This is a genomic window from Actinoplanes sp. NPDC051537 (assembly GCF_055586105.1).
This window is the reverse complement of sequence record NZ_JBVJIU010000023.1, coordinates 22,465-43,733: the sequence shown is the minus strand read 5'-3', so window position 1 is coordinate 43,733 and position 21,269 is coordinate 22,465. Positions and strand designations below refer to the sequence as shown.

15 protein-coding genes are annotated in these 21,269 nt (G+C 69.5%); 5 read left to right on the top strand and 10 right to left on the bottom strand.

Annotated features, from left to right (window positions below; translation table 11 throughout):
• Positions 1–67 precede the first annotated feature (67 nt).
• Positions 68–1,765, top strand: coding sequence for an MFS transporter (locus ACZ6TB_RS41405; protein ID WP_465564889.1), 1,698 nt, complete (start codon positions 68–70; stop codon positions 1,763–1,765).
• Here the strand turns inward: ACZ6TB_RS41405 and ACZ6TB_RS41400 are convergent.
• Both ACZ6TB_RS41400 and ACZ6TB_RS41395 read right to left on the bottom strand, forming a co-directional pair.
• A complete protein-coding gene (locus tag ACZ6TB_RS41400; RefSeq protein ID WP_465564886.1) occupies positions 1,750–2,364 on the bottom strand; it encodes a QsdR family transcriptional regulator in 615 nt (204 codons plus the stop codon). The two genes, ACZ6TB_RS41405 and ACZ6TB_RS41400, sit on opposite strands and share 16 nt — an antisense overlap.
• Positions 2,365–2,370: 6 nt before the next feature.
• Positions 2,371–3,840 (bottom strand): aldehyde dehydrogenase family protein, encoded by a 1,470-nt coding sequence (locus ACZ6TB_RS41395; protein ID WP_465564883.1) that lies wholly within the window; start codon positions 3,838–3,840, stop codon positions 2,371–2,373.
• A 119-nt stretch (positions 3,841–3,959) separates the two neighbouring features.
• On the opposite strand from ACZ6TB_RS41395, the gene ACZ6TB_RS41390 reads away from it, so the two are divergent.
• Positions 3,960–5,426 carry a flavin-containing monooxygenase gene (locus ACZ6TB_RS41390; protein WP_465564880.1) on the top strand — a complete coding sequence of 489 codons (1,467 nt, stop codon included), beginning with the start codon at positions 3,960–3,962 and terminating at the stop codon, positions 5,424–5,426.
• Here the strand turns inward: ACZ6TB_RS41390 and ACZ6TB_RS41385 are convergent.
• The 5 genes from ACZ6TB_RS41385 to ACZ6TB_RS41365 form a co-directional block, all read right to left on the bottom strand.
• Entirely contained in the window at positions 5,374–5,994 is a 621-nt protein-coding gene (locus ACZ6TB_RS41385; RefSeq protein WP_465565149.1) for a DeoR/GlpR family DNA-binding transcription regulator, read from the bottom strand. The genes ACZ6TB_RS41390 and ACZ6TB_RS41385 overlap by 53 nt on opposite strands.
• 37 nt (positions 5,995–6,031) lie before the next feature.
• Positions 6,032–6,943 (bottom strand): carbohydrate ABC transporter permease, encoded by a 912-nt coding sequence (locus ACZ6TB_RS41380; protein ID WP_465564878.1) that lies wholly within the window; start codon positions 6,941–6,943, stop codon positions 6,032–6,034.
• Entirely contained in the window at positions 6,940–7,896 is a 957-nt protein-coding gene (locus ACZ6TB_RS41375) for a carbohydrate ABC transporter permease (RefSeq protein WP_465565147.1), read from the bottom strand. Before ACZ6TB_RS41375 ends, ACZ6TB_RS41380 begins: the two co-directional genes overlap by 4 nt.
• A complete protein-coding gene (locus ACZ6TB_RS41370) occupies positions 7,896–9,167 on the bottom strand; it encodes an ABC transporter substrate-binding protein (RefSeq protein WP_465564875.1) in 1,272 nt (423 codons plus the stop codon). The genes ACZ6TB_RS41375 and ACZ6TB_RS41370 overlap by 1 nt, the downstream gene beginning before the upstream one ends.
• A gap of 224 nt (positions 9,168–9,391) precedes the next feature.
• Positions 9,392–10,603, bottom strand: a complete 1,212-nt coding sequence (locus tag ACZ6TB_RS41365) for a PucR family transcriptional regulator (RefSeq protein ID WP_465564873.1) — start codon at positions 10,601–10,603, stop codon at positions 9,392–9,394.
• 175 nt (positions 10,604–10,778) lie between these two features.
• Here ACZ6TB_RS41365 and ACZ6TB_RS41360 point away from each other — a divergent pair, with 175 nt between their 5' ends.
• Positions 10,779–13,013: a glycoside hydrolase family 97 N-terminal domain-containing protein gene (locus tag ACZ6TB_RS41360; RefSeq protein WP_465564870.1), complete on the top strand. Its 2,235-nt coding sequence runs from the start codon at positions 10,779–10,781 to the stop codon at positions 13,011–13,013.
• Positions 13,014–13,034: 21 nt separating this feature from the next.
• On the opposite strand, the gene ACZ6TB_RS41355 is transcribed toward ACZ6TB_RS41360, so the two are convergent.
• Positions 13,035–14,738, bottom strand: a complete 1,704-nt coding sequence (locus ACZ6TB_RS41355; protein ID WP_465564867.1) for a cellulose binding domain-containing protein — start codon at positions 14,736–14,738, stop codon at positions 13,035–13,037.
• A 268-nt stretch (positions 14,739–15,006) separates the two neighbouring features.
• Between ACZ6TB_RS41355 and ACZ6TB_RS41350 the strand changes: the two genes are divergently transcribed.
• Positions 15,007–16,080, top strand: a complete 1,074-nt coding sequence (locus tag ACZ6TB_RS41350) for a hypothetical protein (protein ID WP_465564865.1) — start codon at positions 15,007–15,009, stop codon at positions 16,078–16,080.
• A gap of 108 nt (positions 16,081–16,188) precedes the next feature.
• Positions 16,189–17,850, top strand: a complete 1,662-nt coding sequence (locus ACZ6TB_RS41345; protein WP_465564862.1) for a hypothetical protein — start codon at positions 16,189–16,191, stop codon at positions 17,848–17,850.
• A 21-nt stretch (positions 17,851–17,871) separates the two neighbouring features.
• Here ACZ6TB_RS41345 and ACZ6TB_RS41340 read toward each other — a convergent pair whose 3' ends face one another.
• Both ACZ6TB_RS41340 and ACZ6TB_RS41335 read right to left on the bottom strand, forming a co-directional pair.
• The gene (locus tag ACZ6TB_RS41340; RefSeq protein WP_465564860.1) at positions 17,872–18,399 is read right to left on the bottom strand and encodes an RICIN domain-containing protein; all 528 of its coding nucleotides are present in this window, start codon (positions 18,397–18,399) and stop codon (positions 17,872–17,874) included.
• Between the two features lie 19 nt (positions 18,400–18,418).
• Entirely contained in the window at positions 18,419–21,265 is a 2,847-nt protein-coding gene (locus ACZ6TB_RS41335) for a hypothetical protein (protein WP_465564857.1), read from the bottom strand.
• Positions 21,266–21,269: the final 4 nt, after the last annotated feature.

The window sequence follows — 21,269 nt, the reverse complement described above, 5'->3', positions numbered from 1 at the left end:
TGGCCGCGCTGGGCCGGCCGCAAAGGGACGGACTCCGTCGGCCCGGACCGAAGAAAAGGTGGCGGCATTGGACACGTCAGCGGAACCGCGGCAAGCAAATTCCGGCCGGTGGGCGACCATCAACAATCGTCAGCTGACGAGCTACCCCGCGACCGGTCCACGGGTCGTCCAGCTCGTCCTCGTCGTGGTCATCACGGTCGCCCTGTATTACCAGCTCTATGTCGGCGGCGCGGTATCCACCCTCCTGCTGACCCACCTGGGAATGAGCTTCTCCTCTTACGTGTACATCCTGGCCTTCGGCAATCTCTTCGGCGCGTTCGCCTCGCTCGGCGCCGGCCTGGCCGACCGGATCGGCCGTACCCAGCTGGTGGTCGGTGGTCTGCTGCTGACCAGCGTGCTGACCGCGTTCGTGCTGCCGGAGATGACCTCGAAGTGGCCCTTCGCCATCGTCTCCTGGCTGGTGGCCGTCGTCGAAGGAATCGTGCTGGTGGCCACGCCCGCCCTGGTCCGGGACTTCTCTCCGCAGGTCGGAAGGGCCACGGCGATGGGATTCTGGACGATGGGGCCGGTGCTCGGCAGCCTGGTGGTCTCGCTGGTCGGGACGCTGACCATCGATCCCGGCACGGCGTGGCAGACCGAGTTCCGCATCTGCGGCTACATCGGACTGGCGGTGTTCGTCCTGGCGTTCCTGTTCCTGCGTGAGCTCGCGCCGAGCCTGCGCGATCAGCTCATGGTCACCGAACGGGACCGGACCCTGGTCGAGGCCCGGGCCCGGGGCCTCGACGTCGAGCGCATGATCAAGAAGCCGTTTCGCCAGCTGCTGAAGCCCGACATCGTGGTGTCCGCGCTCGCGGTGTCCATTCTCCTGCTGGTGTATTACACGGCCGTCGGCTTCGGCACCATTCTTTACACGACCATTTTCGGGTTCGGCCTGAAGGACGCGAACGGATTGGCCAATTGGAACTGGATCGCCGACGCCCTCGCTCTGGCGGCGGTCGGTTTTCTCTCCGACCGGCTCCGGGTCCGCAAGCCGTTCATGGTCGTCGGCGGCGCCGGCACCGCGATCATGCTGGTCATCTTCCTACGGCAGCTGGGCCACCACCCCGGCTACCACACGCTGGCCGGCATCATCTCGGTGCTCACCATCTTCCTGGCCATCGCGTACTGCCCGTGGATGGCGAGCTTCACCGAGACGGTCGAAGCCCGCAACCCGGCGCTGACCGCCACCGGCCTCGCCATCTGGGCCTGGATCCAGCGGCTGGTCGTGTTCGGCTCGTTCCTGGTGCTGCCGGTGGTCGTCAGCAGCATGACGCCATTGGTCACCCACGGCGCGCAGGTCTCCGCCCTCGCCGCGCAGTATCAGCACGAACTGGCCACCGCCGCCGCCATTCAGCCGGACACGCTCGCGGCCTTGTCCACCAACCCCGGTGACCCGGCCGCCCAGGCCGCGGCCGTGGGCCAGATCGCCGCCACCGAACACGTCTCCGCCGACGAGGCGATCGCGAAGCTCACCGCCCTGGGCAAGGTGCCGCCCGCCACGCTGGCCTATCTCGACGAGCACGGTCCGGCGGTGCGACAGGCCGCCGCGGACTCGCCCGGCCAGTGGCGCAACTGGTACTGGATCTGCTTCGCCGGCGCCCTCTTCTTCCTGGCCTGCATCCCGTTGCTCAACGGACGGTGGAGCCCGAAGGCCGCCCGGCGCGACGCCGAGGCGCACGAACGCGAGGTGCAGGCGGCGCTCAGCACACTTCAGCTCTCGCGATGATCCGGCGGCTTCAGGCCCTCGACCAGGGCCTGTTGCAGCCGGTTGGCGGTCTCCACATCGGGTTGCCGGTTGGCCAGCACATCGGCGTAGAGAAACGATTCGCCCAGGCGAACCAGGGCGTAGGCGAGGGCGTTCGGGTCGATGGTGGGCGCGAAGCCGAACTCGGCCATGTCGCGGCGCAGGAGGCCCTCGACGAAGGCCACCACGCCGGTCTGGATCCGCCCCCGTGGATCCGTCATGACGCGCAGCGTGACCGCCGGCTCCTCGTCGAAGAGCCGGCGCAGGCCGCGCGACTGCGCGACGATCGCGTTGAGATGCCGGCCGGTGCCGGGGGCGTGCCACGCTCCCGCCGGCCGTTCGGCCTCCCAGCGGCGCGCGGCGATCGCCAGCGTGCGCTCGACGTTGATCCACAGCGCCTGGCTGAGCAGCTCCTCGCGGCCACCGACGCGCCTGAACAAGGTCGCCCGTGAGATGCCCAGCTCGTCGGCGAGGCCCTGCATGTCGAGGCGCCGCCCCTCGTGCAGCCAGCGGGCCGCCGCACGGACGAACTGGTCGGCTCGGCCTGCGCCGGCAGGGGCCGGCGCGTCGACGGTCGGCATCGGACCTCACGGGGAACTGGGCGGCCTCAGGACGCTGTTCACGATAGCCTGCGCGGTCGGCCCGTACGGCGGAAGGAAGGCATCCGCGAGATCGCCGGTGCCCCGCACGACGACGCCGCGCGGATTGGAGAACTCCCGGAACCCGTCGATGCCGTGATGCCGCCCGTAGCCGCTGAGTCCCACGCCGCCGAAGCCCAGCGCCGGAAGAGTGCCTTGCAGCGCGCACGCGTTGACACAGGCGCCGCCGGAGATGGTGCGGCTCAGGACCTCGTCGGCGATCCGCGGATCCTTGCTGAACACGTAGAGACCCAGCGGCCGGTCCCCCGCGTTCAGCCGGGTCACGACGTCGGCCAGGTCGTCGTACGCGATCACCGGCAGCACCGGCCCGAAGATCTCCTCGCGCATCAGCCGCAGGCCGGGCGGCGGATCGACGGCCAGGGTCAGCGGCATCCGGCGGGTCTCCTCGTCGCCCGGTCCGCCGAGCGTGACCAGTCGCACGCCGGCCGCCTCGGCCTCGGCGAGCATCGCGGTGATCCGCTCTCGCTGGCGTGCGGTGATGATGCCGGTGCAGTCGTCCGAGGAGGCGTAGCCGGGCAACTCGCTTTCGAAGTACCGCGCGGCGTGCTCGACGAAGTCGCCGAGCCGGGCGCGCGGGACCAGGACGTGGTCGACCGAGATGCACATCTGGCCGTTCTTGACCAGCTTCGTGCCGACCACGCCGCGGACGCTGTCGTAGTCGACGCTGTCGTCCGCGAGGATCGCCGGGCATTTGCCGCCCAGTTCGAGCGTGACGGGCACCAGGTTCTCGGCGGCGGCACGGGCGACCTCCCGGCCGACGGCGGGGCTGCCGGTGTAGAGCAGGTGGTCCCAGCGCAGCGTCGGGAAGGCTCGCGCCAGCTCGAGGCCTCCGACCGAAACCGCGACGACGTCCTCGCGGAACGTTGCGGCGACCATCCGGTGCAGCAGGCCGGCACAGGCCGGTGTGTGGTCGGACGGCTTGATGATCACGCGGTTACCCGCGGCGAGCGCCTCGACCAGCGGACCGAGGGACAGATCGAAGGGAAAGTTCCAGGGCACGATGATGCCGAGGACGCCCTTGGGCTGGTAGCGCACGCTCGTCCGGGCGGTGCCGAACAAGGACGGGTCGGCGTGCCGCGGCTCGTCGGCCGTCCATTCGTCGAGCTGCTCGGCGGCGTACCCGGCCCGGCCGGCCACGCCGAGGACCTCCACCAGGTCGGTGAACAGGTCCGGGTGGGCGCCGAAGTCCGCCGTCATCGCCGCGCGGATCTCGTCGCGGTGGGCGAGAACCATGCCGGCCAATGCGACGAGCCGCTCCCGGCGTTCGGCGACGCCGGGGAACGGCTCGCTCCGGAACGCGGTTTGCTGCGCGGCGAACAGCCGGTGCAGTTCCGCTATCGCCGCCTTGTCATCCAGGTCGCCGTCCAACGGATCGCGGACAGTAACAGAGCTGGTCATGGAACCTCCCGGGATCACGGAGACCAGATGAAACATCTTGTCGAAGTGTTGCACAGGCCCGCTGCGGGTGCCATCCTTCTGCCGTACGCCATCTTCCCGCTCTTCGCAAAGGAGGCCCCGTGCCCGAGGTGGATGTCCTCATCGTCGGGGCGGGTCTGTCCGGCATCGGAGCCGCCTGCCGCCTCTCCGCCGAGAACCCGCAGCTGACCTTCGAGGTCCTGGAAGGTCGCGGCGCCAGCGGCGGCACCTGGGACCTCTTCCGCTATCCCGGCGTGCGATCCGACACCGACATGTACACGCTGGGCTACCCCTTCCGCCCCTGGACCGGCGAGAACGCGATCGCCGGCGGGGAGGCCGTCCTCGAGTACCTCCGCGACACCGCGCGGGCGTTCGGCGTCGACGAGCGCATCACCTACCACGCCCACGTGATCGGCGCCGCCTGGTCCACCGCGGACGCGCGCTGGACGGTGACGATCGAGGACCCGCGCACCGGCGAGCGCACCACCCGTACCTGCGGCTTCCTCTACCTCTGCTGCGGCTACTACCGATACGACGAGGGCTATACGCCGTCGTGGCCGGGGGTCGGCGACTACACCGGCCGGGTGGTCCATCCGCAGGACTGGCCCGAGGACCTCGACGTCGACGGCAAGCGGGTCGTCGTCATCGGCAGCGGCGCCACCGCCGTCACGCTGGTGCCCGCCCTGGCCCGCACCGCCGGGCACGTCACCATGCTGCAACGCTCACCGTCGTACGTCCTGTCGCTGCCCGCCCGCGACCGGATCGCCCACCTCCTGCGCCGACTGCTCCCCCGGTCCACCGCGCACAAGGCGATCCGGTGGAAGAACATCACGATCGCGACGTGGCTCTATCAGTTCAGCCGCAAACGTCCCGCCCGGATGCGAGCCATGCTGCGGAAGGGCGTGGTCCGGCAACTACCCGCCGGGTACGCCGTCGACACCCATTTCAAGCCCGCGTACGAGCCGTGGGACCAGCGCTTGTGCCTCGTTCCCGACGGTGACTTCTTCGCCGCCATCAGCTCCGGCGCCGCCGAGGTGGTGACCGACCACATCCAGACCTTCACGCCGGCCGGCCTGCGGCTGGCGTCGGGCGCGGAGCTCGACGCCGACGTCATCGTCACCGCCACCGGTCTGAACCTGCTGACCTTCGGCGGCATCGCGCTGAGGGTCGACGGCGAACCGGTGGACACGGCACGACGCGTCGTCTACAAGGGCATGATGCTCGACGGCGTGCCCAACCTGGTCTTCACGATCGGTTACACCAACGCCGCCTGGACCCTGAAGGCCGACCTCGTCGCCTCGTACGTCAGCCGGCTGTTGAAGCTGATGCGCCGCGACCGCTCGCCGATCGTCACGCCCCGCCTGCCCGACGAGCCGCTACCCACCTCGCCGCTGATCGACATGAGCTCCGGCTACTTCGATCGGGCCCGCGCCACGCTTCCCCGCCAGGCCGACCGCGCCCCGTGGCGGCTGCAGCAGCACTATCGCCGCGACGCACCGTTGTTCCGCGGACCGATCAAGGACGACGCCCTGCAGTTCGGCTCCGGTGATCGGCAGGACTCGACCTAGCCGGCCGCTCCGCGACGGCAACTCCCGGTCCGCGGCCCGGGTCGGCGACGAGGGCGACCGTGCCGATCTCGTATTCGAGCACGCGTACCGCCTCCGCCGGCAGCCCGTCGTCCGAAATGATCAGGTCGGCCCGCGAGAGCTTGCCGAATGTCGCGAGGCCGGGAGCGTTCCAGCGGGCGTGGTCGGCCAGCACGATCTTCGTGCCGGCCATGCTCAGCAGCACGGCGTTGACCGCGGCCTCGTCGAGGCTCGCGGCGGTCAGGCCGCGCCGCTGGTCCAGCCCGCACGGGCCGACGAACGCCTGGCTGACGGCCTGGGACCGGGCGCCCGCCTCGGCGAGCGGTCCGGCCAGGGCGCCCGAGCCTCCCCGCTCGCCGCCGGTCAGCACGACCGTCTGGTCCGGCCGGCCGTGCCGGGCGAGGATCGCCGACACCGGGATCGAGTTGGTGACGACGGTCAGGCCCGGCACGTCGCAGAGCCGGCGGGCGAGCGGGAGCGCGATCACGTCCGCCGCGATGGCGATGACGCTGCCGGGGCGCACGAGGCCGGCGGCGTACACCGCAATGATGTTGTGCTCTGCCGAGGTATGGATGCCGGCGACTCCGCTATCCCTTGGTCGAGCCCAGGGCCAGGCCGGCGATGAACTGCCGCTGCAACAGCAGGTAGACGATCAGCGTGGGAATCGCGGCGATCAGCGCCGCCGCGGCGATCATGTTCTGGTTGCTCACGAACTGACCCTGCATGTTGGCCAGTGCCGAGGTGACCGGACGCTTGTCGCCGGTGGAGATCAGCGTGATCGCCCAGAAGAAGTCGTTGTAGATCCACGTCGTCAGCAGCGTCGCCAGCGCCGCGACCGCCGGGCGGCACAGCGGCAGCGTGAGCCGCCAGAACCGGGTCCAGACGGAGGCTCCGTCGACGACCGCGGCCTCGTCGAGCTCCTTCGGCAGCGTCTTCATGTAGTTGCTGAGCACGAAGACGCAGAACCCGAGCTGAAACGCGACGTTGATGGCGATCAGCCCGATGTAGCTGTTGTAGAGCTGGCCACTCCCGCTGGCCCACGACGGCAGCGGGACGGCCAGGTAAAGCCGGAACAGCGGAGTGATGAGAACCTGCTGGGGCAGCAGATTGCCGGCCGTGAACACGATCAGCAGCGCGATGTTGAACCGGAATCTCAGTCGCGACAGCACGTAGGCACAGGACGCCGCCAGCAGCAGCGTGATCAGCACCGACGGGATCGTCACGTACGCTGAATTAAGGAAAAAGTGCCACATGTCTGACTGGTTCCACGCGTTGCTGAAGTTGTCCAGCGTCAGGTGGCGCGGCAGTGACACGTACCCGTGGGCGTTCGTCTCCGAGATCGGGCGCAACGCCACGTACAGCGAGAACAGCACCGGAGTGATCCAGAGGACGAGCATGACGGTCATGAAGATCTGAGCCCGGGCGCCGGCCCCCTTCGGTCGGGCCGGCGCCGCCGGAGGCGACGCCCGCACCGGTCTGATCCGCGTCGTGGTGGTCATGTTTCGGCCTCCTCGCGCCGGAAAGCCTGCTGGAGAAAGAGGATGATCGGGACGAGCGAGATGACCAGCAGGATCACGCCGAGCGTCGACCCGAAGCCGATCCGCTGGGTCTCCCCCACGATGTTCTGGGTCACCGCGACGGACAGCAGCTCGAGGCCGCGCAGCGGATTGCCGCCCGAGGTGATGTAGACCAGGTCGAACGCGCGCAGTGACTCGATGACCGTGACCACCGCGACGACGATGTTGATCGGCCGCATCGCCGGGAAGATGACCCGCCAGAACGTCTGCCGGCTGGTCGCCCCGTCGATCAGGGCGGCCTCGCGCAGGCCCGGGTCGACGGCCTTGAGCCCGGCCAGGTAGAGCACCATCACGTAGCCGACCTGGCGCCAGCTCGCCTCGACCAGCAGCGCCCAGAGGTTGAGCTTCGGGTCGCCGAGCCAGTCGATGAGGTCGTTGTTGCCGGTACGGCCGATGAGGGAGTTGATCAGGCCGTAGTTCGGTGAGTAGATCAGCTCCCAGACGATGCCGATCAGCGCGAGCGAGAGCATCACCGGCAGGAAGAAGATGCTCTGGTAGAGCCGCGAGCCGCGGATGCCCCGGTCGATGACGACGGCGAACAGCATCCCCAGTGGCGTCGCGACGCCGACGAACACGGCGAGCCAGATGATGTTGTGCAGGACCGCCGGCCAGAAGTCGGGATAGCCGGTGAAGGCCTGGGTGTAGTTGCGCGTGCCGTTGAGGCATCCCGGCTGCGGGATCCCCGGCGCCGACGGCAACGAGCCGCAGGGCTTCAGCTCGACGCCGCCGACCCCGGTCCATTTCGTGAACGACAACCCGACCGAGGCCACCGTCGGCAGCCAGATGAACGCCGCGTCGATGAGCAGCGGCACGCCGAGCATCGCGCCGACGACCAGGAGGTCCCGCCGGGTGAGTACGCGCAACCTCCGTCGCATCACTTGGTGAAAATCGTCTTGGCCTGGTCCTCGGCGCTCTTCTGGATCGAGGCGACCGACGCGGCGCTCGGGTCGTCGACGAACTGCTGGACCAGCTTGATCATCGCGGTGGCCATGTCGGGCACCGTGTCGCGGTCCATGAACTGCGAGACGTTCTTGCACTTGGCGATCTCGGCGACCGACTTCTTCTGGATGTCGTTGTAGCTCGACGCGATCAGCCCGTTCGCGACGCCGACGTCCCAGTGGTCGGTCTGCAGGAACGAGGCCTCGGCGTCCTTGCCGCCGACGTACTGCAGCACCGCCTTGGCCGCGGCCGGGTTCTTGCCCTTCTTGGGCAGGATGAAGCCGTCGGTCGGCGCGTCCATGTAGTCCTGCCCGTACGTCGGGTTGATCACCGGGTACGGGAAGAAGTCGAGATCGGGCAGGTTCTTCGGGTCGTAGTTGGCGGCGACCTGGTTGGACCCCTGGAACATCATCCCGGCCTGCTTGTTCTCCAGCGCCTTCGCCGCGTCCTGCCAGGGCCGGCCGTTCGCGCCGTTCTGCATGTACGGCATGACCTCGCGCCACTTGTCGAAGACCGCGGTGACGCCCGGATCGGTCCACGGCACCTCGTGCTTCATCAGCTTCATGTGGTAGTCGTAGCCGTTGACCCGCAGGTTGATGATGTCGAACGTGCCCAGGCCGGGCCAGCCGTCCTTCTCGGCGAACGCGATCGGGGTCAGCCCGTCGGCCTTCATCTTCTTGGCCAGCGCGAGGTAGGCGTCCCAGGTGGTCGGCACCTGGTAACCCTTCGAGGCGAAGACGCTCTTGTTGTAGAAGACGACCCAGGGATAGTTGTAGAGCGGCACGAAGTAGTAGTGCCCGTCGATGCCCTTGGACAGGTTCTTGGTGGCGTCGTTGAACCCGCTGCCGATCTTCTCCCAGACGTCGTCCACCGGGGTGAGCAGACCCTGCGCGGCGAAGAACTGCATCCGGTACCCGGCGAACCAGGTGGCGAGCGAGTCCGGGGTGCCCTGCAGGTAGGTGCTGATGTTGGTCTGGAACGCGTCGTGGCTGGTCGTGTTGACCGTGATCGGGACCTTCGTCGCGGCGGTCGCGGCGGTGGTCAGCGCGGCGAACGCGGCCTTGGTCGAGTCGTCCGAGTAGTTGGAGCCGAAGGTGATCGGCGCGGTGGCCGAGCCGGCATCCGTCCCGGTCTTCGCCGAGTCGTCGTCGCTGCCGCAGGCCGTCAGCAGGCTGGGCAGGGCCGCGGCGGCGGTCAGGCCGGCCAAACCCTTTAAAGCAGATCGGCGGGAGAGGTTAATGGCCATGTTTCATCTCCTGGCGGTGATCGTTGACTTCAGTTGCCGAGCGCCCATTTCTGACCGGAGCGGTGGCTGTTCGGTGCTGTTAGAGATTGAGCACTATTGTTCGAACAGCTGTCAACGACTTCGATTTGGACTCTCAACCAAACTCGATCGCCCATTTTTGGAAGCCATACATATCTTTCGATGTCTTAGCTCATCCGGCGGTGCAGCAGCCACCACGCCGTCACGAGGTCCTCGGTACGCCGCAGATCCAGCCCGGTCAGCTCGTGAAAGCGCTGCACCCGGTACCGCACGGTGTTCTGGTGCACCGCGAGCCGCTGCGCCGTCTCGCGCACTTCCTGATTGCAGTCGAGATAGACGCGTGCCGTCTCCTCGATGTCGGAGTTGGCCCGGCCCGGCCCGTCGAGCGCACGCATGTGCCGCGCGCTCAGCGCCGCCGCCACGGCCCCGGCCGGACCGGCGGCGAGAACCAGTGGCCGCGGCCCGAGGTCCGCCAGGCGCACCAGTCCGATCTGCCCGAAGCAGCCGGCGGTGTCGAGCGCCTGCACCGCCTCGGCGAACCCCTCGTGCAGCCGATCCAGCGGGACGGCGGGACCGGCGCCGACCAGGTACCCGGCGACGGTTTCCGGCGCGACCGGCGCGATCACGCCCAGGATCGCGCCGACCTCGGCGTACAGCAGCCGGTCCGCCGGCAGGCGCAGCGCCGCGGCGATCGCCTTGAGGATCGCGTCGGCCTCGCCGGCCGACGACGCCCGGGCGGCCAGGGGCACGGGACGCGCCTGCGGGTCGAGCTCGAACATCCGGGCGTCCCGGTTGATCTGCTCGGCCGGGAACGATCCGGCCAGCAGCGCACCGGCGAACGCGGCGCGCCGCTCGGCGTCGAATCGGGTCCGCTCGAGCGCCAGGTCGCTCTGCGCCCGGTTGAACACATCGGACGCCTCGTTGGAGAACTCCCAGACGCTGTCGTGGATCACCAGTTGCAGGGCCGTCGGCAGGCCGGCCGCATCGCCGGCCTCGTCGAGCAGCGCGAGCATCAGGCGCGACCCGAGCTGGTACGAGGCGGACAGCAGGTCGGCCGGGATACCGCGGGCGGCCCGCTCGGCCGCGAACTTGTGGAGCAGCTCGCGCAGCGCGGGGTCGGGCACCCGCATGGCGAGCAGCTCGGTGATCAGCGTGTCCATGAACGCCTGGGCGGGGACCCGGATCTCGTCGTCGGTGAGGATCCGGTAGCCCGGCAGCTGCTTGCGGACGAGGGCGAGCAGCCGGTCCCCGTAGGTCGCCTGTTCCTGCCGCAGGAACTCGATCGTCTTGATCACCTTGCGGCGGGTCGGCTCGTCGAACGTGGCGAACGCCGGCATCCCGCGACGCGCTTCCCCTACCGGCCGGCCTGCGCTGTTCATCGTCGCAGCCTAGGACGCGGGCCGTTGTTCGCGGCGACAAAATCGCCCGGCCGACCTTGGTGACCGCTCCCTAGCCATGGCGCTCCGGACGAGGCGACACTGTTCGTTAAGTTTCGTTCCAGGTGAAATTTGTTCGGTCGGCAACGCCCCCCCCCCGGCCGGAAAGGCATCCCCCATGCGAACAAGAAAGCGTCTGCTGACGCATGCCGCCGCGGTCCTGCTGCCGGCGGCGCTCCTCTACGGCTTCGGCGCGTCCACCGCGGCCTCGGCCGCTGCCGGCTGGGTCGTCAGCGGGCCGTCCAGCGGTTCCCCGACCGCGGCCCAGGTGACGCTGGACGGCGGCATCCTGACGTTCGGCGCGGCCAGCCACGGCCAGACCGTGCTCTCGCCGTCCACCATCGGCATCCAGACCGGCGCCGCCGACCTGACCAGGAACCTCACGTTCAGCCAGCGCACCGACCGCACGGTCACCGAGGCGTACACGATGACCACCGGCAAGCAGCGCAGCCGGTCGACCACCTACAACGAGTCGACGTTGTCGTTCACGGGCACCGGCGGCGCGCGGCTGGACGTCGTGGTGCGCGCCTCGGACACCGGCGTCGCGTATCGCTACGTCCTGCCGGGTAGCGGCTCGGTCACCGTGCAGCGCGAGGCGTCGTCGTGGAGCGTGCCCACCGGGTCGAACGCCTGGTTGTTGCCCGCCACGCGGGAGGACCAGGGATATCCGGTCCAGACGACGGCCGGCGCGGCGGCCACCGGGACGTTCCGTGTGCCGGCGCTGTTCCAGGCCGGCGGCGCCTACGCGCTGATCGCCGAGACGAACCTCGACGGCCGGTACGCCGGCGGCAGCCTGACCCACACGGCCGGCTCGGGCACGTACGGCATCGTCCTGGACAGCTCGAGCGTGACCGCGAGCCTCCCGCTGTCGACGCCGTGGCGCACCGCCGCCGTCGGCGACCTGGCCACGGTCACCCGATCGACGATCGTCGACGACCTGGCCACACCGTCGAAGATCAGCGACACCTCCTGGATCAAGCCGGACACGGTCACCTGGTCGTGGCTGACCGAGCACGCCAGCCCGGGCGACGAGAACCGGCAGAAGCAGTACATCGACTTCGCGTCCCGCAACGGGTGGGGCTACGTCCTGATCGACGAGGGCTGGCAGTCGAGCTGGATCCCGGACGTCGTCGCGTACGCGAAGGCCCGCAACGTGCAGGTGATCCTGTGGTTCAACTCCAGCACCCTGTGGACCCAGGCGCAGCGCGACCAGTGGCTGCCACAGGTCAGGAGCTGGGGCGTGGCCGGCGTGAAGGTCGACTTCATCTACGAATACACCCAGCCCACGCTGCAGTGGTACGACCAGATTCTGGCCCAGACCGCCAACCTGCAAATCATGATCAATTTCCACGGTACGGCGACACCGCGCGGCCTGCAGCGCACCTGGCCACACGTGATGTCGGCGGAGGCGGTGCACGGCGCCGAACAGTTCCTGCGCGCGTTCAAGAACACGATCCTGCCGTTCACCCGCAACGCGATCTCGAGCATGGACTACACGCCGGTCGTCCTCAGCTCGTACAACCGGGACGACACCCTGGCGCAGGAGCTCGCCACCTCGATCCTGTTCGAGTCGGGCTGGCAGCACCTCGCCGACAACCCCGAGAGCTACACGGCCCACCCCGAGGCGCTGCAGATCCTCAACCAGCTCCCGACCGCCTGGGACGAGACACGACTGCTCGGCGGCACGCCGGGGCAGGAGGCGTACATCGCGCGCCGCAACGGCGCGAAGTGGTACATCGCCGGGGCCACGAACATCGCCGCGAAGACGTACACGACGCCTCTGAGCTTCCTCGGCGGCGGGCAGTACTTGCTGGAAACGGTGCGCGACGGCGCCAACGCGACGATGGTGCGCTCGACCCAGGTCGTCACCAGCGCCGCGACGCTGTCGGTGGCCGAGCTGGAGCGCGGCGGCTTCGCCTCCGTCGCATGCCCCTACACCAGCGGCATGACCACCTGCGGCGACGGCTCGATCGGCGTGCTCCGGGGCCAGGGCTCCGGCCGCTGCGCCGACGTGCCGAACAACACCCAGGTCAACCGCACCCGGATCGCCCTCTGGGACTGCAACGGCGGCGCCAACCAGACCTGGACGGCAACGACGTCGAAGCAATTGACGGTGTACGGCGCGAAGTGTCTCGACGTCGACACCGGCGCCACGACCGACGGCACCCCCGTGACCATCTTCGACTGCACCGGCGGCGCCAACCAGCAGTGGACGGTGAACGCCGACGGCACCGTCGTGAGCGCCGCCTCGGGCAAGTGCCTCGACGCCGCCAAGGCCGGAACCGCCAACGGAACGCTCCTGCAGATCTGGACCTGCAACGGCCAGAGCAACCAGAAGTGGTCCCGCACCTGACCGTCCCGGCCCGGGGAAGTGTCAGAGAGTCAGCACGACCGTGGAGATGCTGCGGGCCGGGACGTTGACGGTGACCTGCCCGCCGTTCACCGCGGTCGGCTGGGCGGCCGCGCTCGCGGTCTGCGAGGTGACGTAGTGCTCGGCCTTGGCGATGGTCTGGGGCGCCTGGAGAACGGCGCCGTTGACCGCGCTCGCCGACCGGTTGAGGATCACCAGGGTGATCTTTCCGCCGCCCTGGTACGCGGTCACCTCGAGCGGCGACGTCTTGGCGTCCTTGGTCAGGCCGACCCGCTGGTAGCCGGGACGGACGTACTTGGCGTACTGGGCGAACGCGTAACCGCGCTTGAGCGGGGCGCCGGTGGCCGTACCGGCGCTGCCGTCGCCGATGAAGGAGTAGAAGCGCTTGCCGTACCACCAGATGTAGGCGCTCCAGTTCGATTCCATCGATTTGCCGACCGTACGCATGACGTCGTCGAGGGTCTCGTCCCACACCGCCCGGTTACCGGCGTCGGCCCATGCGGTGGAGGTGTCGCCGGCCGCCTCGTGGAAGTTCCACTCGGTCATCCACACCGGCTTCTGGTACTGATCGGCCAGGGGGTACGGCTTCAGCCGGCCCGCGTCCTCGGTGCCGTACAGGTGTCCGCCGATGTAGCCGATGTTGCCGCGGGCGCCCGCATCGTTGAGGGCCGGGTCGGTGAGGCCGTAGTTCAGGTTCACCGCCTCGGCGACCATCAGCTTCGTGTTCTGCACCTTGGCGCCCTGGTCGCGCACGAAATCGCGGAGCTGGGCGCCGGTCCAGGTCATCGAGTCGTACGCGGGGGCCCAGTCGGGCTCGTTCTGGACCGACGTGACATCGATCGCCACGCCCTGGCCGCGCATGTACTGGACGTAGCTGTTCAGGTGGTTCGCATAGTCGTCGTAGTAGTCGGTCTTCAGCGAGCCGCCGTTGGTGCGGCTGTTGTTGGTCTTCCACGCCGCCGGCGCGGTCCAGGGCGAGGCGAGGATCTTCACCCCCGACCCGTACGACTTCGCGGTCTTCAAGGCGCTCGCCTGGGTCGCCCACTCCCCGGAGACCGGCGAGATCCCGGTCCGCACGATCGACAGGCCGAGCTGGTTGGCGCCGAGCCCCACCAGGGTCTGCGTCTCGGCCGTCGACCAGGCGCTGCCCCAGATGGACACGGCCGCCCCGAAACCGTCGATCGTCTGGTACTTGGTGGCGGTGTTGACGACGATGTCGGGCGACGTGGCGGGCGGGGCGGAGGTCGGGGCGGAGGTCGGGGCGGAGGTCGGGCCCGTCGTCGGCGACGTGCTTCCCGTGCAGGCCACGCCGTTCAGCGAGAAGCTCGCGGGAGAGGGGTTGCTGCCCGTCCACGAGCCGTTGAAGCCGAACGAGACGGTGCCGTTGGTGGGGACCGCGCCGTTGTAGCCGACGTTCGTGGCGGTGACCGCGCTGCCGCTCTGGGCCAGCGTGGCGTTCCAGGCCTGCGTGACGGTCTGACCGGCGCCGTACGACCAGGTCAGCGTCCAGCCGGTCAGGGAGTCACCGAGGTTGGTGATCGACACATCGGCGCCGAAACCGCCCTGCCACTGCGACGACACCGCGTAGCTCACCGCGCAGCCGGCGGTCGCGGCGCCGGCCGGCAGGGCGACGGCAACCGCCGCCGACGCCACCGCCAGAACACCGGCCGACGCCAGGGCGGCTTTGGTTGCTCTCGATCGAGCCATGGTCCGTTCCTCCACCCGGGAAATAGCGACTGACGCATTCATGTGCGTCATTGCAAGCGGGTCGCGCCAGGAATGCTACGGGAGCGCTCCCACGACCTCAATGAAGGAACGGGACCGACGATCCATAACACTATTTCAGTGCACTGTTCCCGCGCGATGCGCGCCTCGTTTCAGCGCCGCTTCAGCCCGGTGTCAGCACGCCGAGGAAGCTGACGCCAGCGGCACATGATGCCCAAAAAAGGGCAACGGACGCGAAGGAAGGGCACAGATGACCAGACCGGTGCGCGAATCGTCCGGACGAATCCGGGGCCGGTGGCGCGGAAGGCTGTGGGGCGCGGCGGCGGCGGTGGCGGGATTGACGGTCGCCCTGGCCGCGACCCCGGCCCAGGCCGACGAGCCCCCGGATCCGCCTCCGCCGCCCACGTTCGCGGTGGCGTTCCAGGGATCGAACGGCGATCTGTGGACGCTCGACACCGCCGGGACGCCGCACGACCAGGGCCTCGGCATGGCGGCACGCACGAGCCCGTCCGCCGTCATGTTCTGCGGAGGGTGCCGCACCACCATCGCGTTCCAGGCCAACACCGGAATCCTGTGGCTGCTCGACCTCGTGACCGGCGTGCCCACCAACACCGGAATCCGGATGGCGGCGGGGACCAGTCCCAGCGCGTCGTCCACGTTGGCGGGTGCGGTGAAGGTCGCCTACCGCGGGACCAACGGCCACCTCTGGACGTACGTGGTCGGGAGCAGTCCCGTCGACAGCACCCTGCCGATGCGCAACAGCCCCAGCATCAGCCGGCCGCTGAACTTCTCCCGGGAGGCGGTCATCGCGTACCAGACGCCGAGCGGGAACCTGATGTGCCTGCTGACCGGCGACGGACAGAACTCCTGTCCCGGTGTGGCGATGGATCCGGCCACCAGCCCCAGCATCGCCGTCATCGGTTCGACCTCGCTGCTGGACGGTGTCGCGGTCGCCTACCAGTCGGCCGACCATGTGCTCTACACGTACAACTCGGTCAAGCGCACCAACCCCCGCATCGCCCTGAACCTGACGCCCGGAGCCGGGCCCGGTGCGGGCGCCGACGGGCTGATCGGGCCGGACGGGTCGGGCGAGATCCAGGTCTCCTTCCGGGCGGTCACCAGCGCGCTGTGGCGAGTCACCCCGGACATCTCGTTCCAGGAGAGCTGGACGGTCGGCGTGGCGGCCGGCACGACGCCGTCGGTCGCGCCCTGGATCCTCGCCTTCCAGGGCAGTGACGGGCGCCTGTGGACCGAGGCGAGCTTCGGCGCTCCGGTGCAGAGCAGCGCGCTCATGGCGGCCGGCACCAGTCCGGACCTCTACTGAGCGACCGCGCGAAGGATGGTCCGGGCCATCCTTCGCGCGGCCCTCGCTGACGGCGCGGCCCTCGCTGACGGCGCGGCCCTCGTTGACAGCACACATCACCATGATCTGGTGGGACTGCGGCGGGCCGGCTGGACGAAGATCGCGGGGATCGGCGCGGCGCTCGTTGCCGTCACGGCGGGATGCGGCGGTGACCGCACCGACTCGCCCGATCCGAAGCCGAGCGCGCCGGGCCGGCCCGTGACGGTCTTCGCCCAGAGCGCGCGGGGTTCGGCGGTCCGGTTCGCGTTGCCCGCGGGCTGGGCGCCCGGCCCGGTGTCGAGGTCGACGGCCGTCTACCGGTCGGCCGATCAACGGCAATCGGTGACGGTGGTGCTGGCCACGGCGCCGTCGACCCTGGCCGGCTCGGCCGAGGCGGTGCTCGGTGTCGTCGCGGGCGAGGTCGGCAAGACGTACGGGAACGCCTGTGTTGTCGCAGTGGATCGCGCGGCCGGCCGGGTCACCTTCGAGGCGGAGGAGCCGTGCTCCACAACGGGCCGGAAGTCGCTGGTCGACCCGGCCAGGGACGCGCCGGTGACGTCCGCACCGGCCGATGCGCGTCACCGCCTCGAGACCACCTGGATCGCGGCCCCGCCCGGAAACGGGTGGGCGATCGTCTATGACGCACCGGCCACCGCCTTCGATCCGGCCATTCACACCAGGAACGTTCAACTGCAACAGAGCAATGCGATCCCGTCGTACGCCGCCCGCGTGCCCGGCGCGGCGCCGGCGGCCGCCTTCGACTCGTCGTCGCCCTCCCCCGCCGTCCTGGCGAGCGCCCGACCGGCGGCGTCAGCGCCGGGCGTGACCGTGTCCGACGCGTGTCAGCTGGTCGCGCCGGACGACCTGGTGAGCGTGCCCGACGTGCCACCGGCCGTCTCCCGGAACAACCGGACGTCGTCGCTGGGTGCGAAGTCCGTCTGCGAGGTCCATTACGGCGACCGCAGTACCGCGACGCTCGCCGTGTCCCTGTTCGACCGAGCGCTGCCGGCGGTTCTGGACACGGTCGCGAAGAACGACGGCTTGAACCGCCACATCGAGCCGGGCGAGTCCGGCGGCGTCGACGTCATCACCGTTCTCGGGAACAGTCCGGCCGATCCCGATTTCCGGGCGGAGGCTTACCTTTCGATCGGTCCCGCTCGTACCGTCCGGCTGACCTTCGCCGGCCCCGGCGACGAGATGTCGCTGTGGGATCTGCACGTGGCGTCGGCCGAGGCGAGGACGATCGCCGGCCGGTTGTCGTCGGGCACGCTGGCTCCCTCGCCGGCGGTACCCGCCGGGCCCCGTCCCGGCGTACAACTGGACGGCCTGCGATCCGGGCGTTCCCCGGTGACGCAGGCGAATGTCTGCGACCTCCTCGACCCGTCCGCCGCGAAGCTGGTCGACGGAACCCCGCTCACCCTCGGCAAGAACTACCCCCACTCGTGCAAGTCCGAAGGCGCGAAGTACACGTTCGACGTGGCGCTGTGGGACGGTTCCCTGGCCGACGCCGCGACCAGCAACTCCGGCGTGCCCCACGGAAAGGGCGTGTCGACGAGGCTGGTCAACGGCATCACCGCGATCACGGACGACGGCGGCGGCCGAGGCGTGACGGTCTACGTCACCAACGCTGCCGTCGCGGTCAGCACCGGCACCTGGGCCGAGGTGCTGGTCACGTACCCGAAAGGCAAGACATCCGAGGCGCTCCGCATCAGGGATCGACTCATCCAGCAGGTGACGGCACACGCCCGGTGACATCCGGCCGGCCCGCACGCCTCAGTACGGGTACCAGGTCAGGTGCTGGTTGGAGCTGCTGTTCACGCACGACCACAGCTGCGGCTGCTGACCGTCGGCCTGCGAGCTGTGCGGCATGTCGATGCAGTACTGCCCGCTGTAGCCGGTCATGTTGTACCAGTCCGGCGGGCCGCCGTGCATCTTGTAACCCTTCCACACCACGCTCCCGCCACAGCTCCACAGGTAGACGGGCTCGCCGTCGCCGCCGGAGGCGCTGAGGCAGTAATCGGTGTTCCATTTCCGGATCCGCGCGGCGTCGCCGCTGGTCCACTCGAAGACCCACTGCTGGTGGTTGCGGTTCGAGGAGCTCGGCGAGGCACAGGTCCACTGCTGGACCTTGGCGCCGTCGTAGGGCCGGTTCTGGTAGAGATCGAGACACTTGCCGGAGTGCTCGAACTTGATCTGGTACGGGCCCGAGTAGGCCAGGGCGGGCGTGGCCGGCGCCAGCAGAACGCCGAGCACCAGGGTCACCACCGCCGCGAACACGCTGGTCGTCCGAGATCGGGACATAGCCGGTTCCTCCGTTCGTCTAGTTCGGGTAGTCGGTGCCGCAGCTCTTGCTCGTGCGGTTGGCGAGGGGGACGAACGCCATCGCGTCCAAGGCGACGCTGTCCTCACCCGAGTCCTGCACGACCTGGTTGTTGTCGATCTGGACCTGCGCGCCGCGGCCCAGGTTGTACGTGCCGAGATAGACCCACTTGGGCGAACCGAGCTTCAGGGGGATGTCCGACTGGGTCTCGTCGTGGAAGTTGATGGGGCACTCCGGCGGCCTTTCGGTGTTGACGGCGCCCCGGGTGATCACGTAGGACCCGTAGCCGTCGGCGCCGTGGCTGGGCAGGTGCGCCACGATGGCGTAGTTCGCCCGGGTGCCGGGCGCGAGATCCAGGTCCGGTGTCCACGAGCCGACGACCCGGCGGGTCGGCTTGTTGCTCGGATAGAGGTACGTGAACCAGGAGTGCCCCTTGTAGCCCGCGCCGATCTGATGCAGGTCGACCGCCGCGTAGGGCGCCACCGACGGATAGCCGGCCGGGTCGCCGAGCCGCAGGGTGAACTTGCCGTTCTGGGGTTCGACCCCCTCGCAGCCCAGGTTGTGCTGCGCGGTGTTGTTCAGGCTGTAGACGACCGACACCTTCTTGGTGGCGTCGCGTTGCGGATCGGCCCACCCGTTGAAGTCCGAGCAGTCCCGGTCGTAGATGCGTTTGACGCCGGGTTCGGCCGAGCCGAGCGAGAACCCGAGGTGCTCGGTCGAGCATTCCCCGCCCGCACAGTCGGCGAAGGTCACCGGCCCGCGCCACCAGCACGACTCGTCGACCGCCGGGCAGCCGCCGCTCGCCTCGGAACAGTTGTTGACCGTCCCGCAGAAGTCCCACACGCCCGGCAGCGACAGCACGCGCTGCCCGAGATACAACGGGGTGTTGTCGCCGTAGTCGGGCTCGGAATACGCCGGCGTCGAAATCGGGTAGCCCTTGTACTGCGGGGTCTCGACCCAGCCCAGGACCCGCTCCGGATAGGGCCACCGGTTCGGGTGCTCGGCGTCGGCCATGGTGGTCCGCAGGAACGGATTGCGGTCGGCGGCGTAGTTGGCCGGGTTGTTCAGCCAGCCGATCCCGAAGTGTCCCTTCTGCTTCGGGTTGGTGTCCCGCGTCGCGTACGGATAGAAACCGCTGTTGTACGCCCAGAGCGCGGCGAACCAGTTCTCGACGTACCGCGGCTGGTTGTTGTTGATCGTGATCCGGTATTCGGCCGGCTCGGCCTGGATCTGGTTCCACTTGTCGATCAGGATGTTGAGGCTCGCGGCGATGTTGGCGGCGTAGTCGACGGCGATGGCCCGCTTCTGCGTGTGGTCCCAGAGATTGTCGTTCACCCGCATGCCGTCGGTGACCTGCCCGATGCCGTACCCGCAATCGGCCTTGTCGTAGTTGATGACGTCGAGGTTGCCGCCGTTGCCGTAGTAGTTGCCGATCAGGGGATTGCCGGTGTCGCCGGGCACCACGTGCCAGGACGCCTGCGACATGTTGGTCTCCTGGGCGACGACGCCGAGCATCACGTTCGCCGGAACCGTGCCACCACCGGTCAGGCTCCTGAGCGGAAAGAGCTGCTGCGGCTGGTACGGGCCGAGCGCCGCCTTCAAATAGTTGGTCGGCCGGGTGACGGTCAGCCGGCCGTGCACCGCCTGGTCGATGGCCCACTCCACCTGGTCCGCGCTCGGCTGCAACGGCTGGACCGTGGGATCGTTGCGCGGCACGGCGCAGGACGGGTCGAGAACCGGCGACGCCACGGTGGCCCGGGCGCCGAGGTCGACGTCCAGCTTCGGCGCCGCGGTCCGCGCCACCGGGCCGCCGCCGCGCCGCCCGCTCGCGGTCGCCCGGACCTTCACCGTGACGACTCCGGCGTACTCGTCCGAGGCCTGGTCCAGCGGCGCGGTCACCGACCGGGCCGACTGCCCGCTGTAGACCTCCTCGGCGATCAGGCGCCCCTCGGCCGAGACCGCCTCGACGTGCCGGTCGGTGGCCACCACGCGCAGCTCCGGCACGGCGGTGACCCGTTCGACCTGGCCGACCAGCGCGTTCGTGCCTCCCCGCCGGCCGAAGAGCTGCAGCTTGCCGACCGGGCCGGTGGCGGTCCGGACCAGTGTGCCGCCGGCCAGCCGGCTCGCGACCGCCCGGCCCCCGTCGACCGACACGACATCGACGGCCGACCCGGCGGTGGCCCGGACCGCGAACGGCTGTCCCGCGATCGTGGCGACCCGGGTCAGCTCGCCGGCCGCGCCGACCTTCACCAGGTTGCGGCCGGCGATGGCGTAGTCGCCGTCCGGCCCCGGCGCCGGCGTGGTGATCTGCCCGCTGATCCGGCGGGTGCCGGTCACCGTGCCGGCCGCCGCGTCCACGGTCAGCAGCTCGGTGTCGCGGCCGAACTCGTCGCCGGTCCCGCGGGTCAGCAGGACCCGATCGTCCGGACCGCACGCCGGGTTGAAGTAGGACAGCTCCACCCCGCCGGCCACGTATCTCGCGCGGCCGGTGCTCGTGTCGACGACGGCCGCGAGGCCGCCGGCCATCATGAGCTCCGGCCGGTTGCTGGCCTTCTTCGGCGCGAAGACGGCGACCGCGTACCGGCCCGAGCCGGTCACGCAGACCTCGCCCATCCACGGGCCGACGTCCAGGGCGCTGGAGGTCAGGGTGGCCAGCGTCGACCAGGCGAAGCCGTCCTTCTCGCGGGCGACGTAGAGGTGGAAACCCTCGGTGTCGCCCGCCCCGGTCACCAGTACGTCGGTGCCGGATGCGGGCGAGGCCATCGCCTCGCCGGGGAGGGCGGGCACGGTCAGGGACAGGGCGGCGGCGATCGCGATCAGCCGCGATCTCGTCGATGTCGGACGCATTCTT

What these genes read in the sequence shown, in the direction of transcription:
- ACZ6TB_RS41375 (WP_465565147.1), bottom strand. Translation starts at nt 7,896, where the DNA reads ATGCGACGGAGGTTGCGCGTACTCACCCGGCGGGACCTCCTGGTCGTC.
- ACZ6TB_RS41400 (WP_465564886.1), bottom strand. Translation starts at nt 2,364, where the DNA reads ATGCCGACCGTCGACGCGCCGGCCCCTGCCGGCGCAGGCCGAGCCGAC.
- ACZ6TB_RS41335 (WP_465564857.1), bottom strand. Translation starts at nt 21,265, where the DNA reads ATGCGTCCGACATCGACGAGATCGCGGCTGATCGCGATCGCCGCCGCC.
- ACZ6TB_RS41380 (WP_465564878.1), bottom strand. Translation starts at nt 6,943, where the DNA reads ATGACCACCACGACGCGGATCAGACCGGTGCGGGCGTCGCCTCCGGCG.
- ACZ6TB_RS41395 (WP_465564883.1), bottom strand. Translation starts at nt 3,840, where the DNA reads ATGACCAGCTCTGTTACTGTCCGCGATCCGTTGGACGGCGACCTGGAT.
- ACZ6TB_RS41355 (WP_465564867.1), bottom strand. Translation starts at nt 14,738, where the DNA reads ATGGCTCGATCGAGAGCAACCAAAGCCGCCCTGGCGTCGGCCGGTGTT.
- ACZ6TB_RS41340 (WP_465564860.1), bottom strand. Translation starts at nt 18,399, where the DNA reads ATGTCCCGATCTCGGACGACCAGCGTGTTCGCGGCGGTGGTGACCCTG.
- ACZ6TB_RS41350 (WP_465564865.1), top strand. Translation starts at nt 15,007, where the DNA reads ATGACCAGACCGGTGCGCGAATCGTCCGGACGAATCCGGGGCCGGTGG.
- ACZ6TB_RS41365 (WP_465564873.1), bottom strand. Translation starts at nt 10,603, where the DNA reads ATGAACAGCGCAGGCCGGCCGGTAGGGGAAGCGCGTCGCGGGATGCCG.
- ACZ6TB_RS41360 (WP_465564870.1), top strand. Translation starts at nt 10,779, where the DNA reads ATGCGAACAAGAAAGCGTCTGCTGACGCATGCCGCCGCGGTCCTGCTG.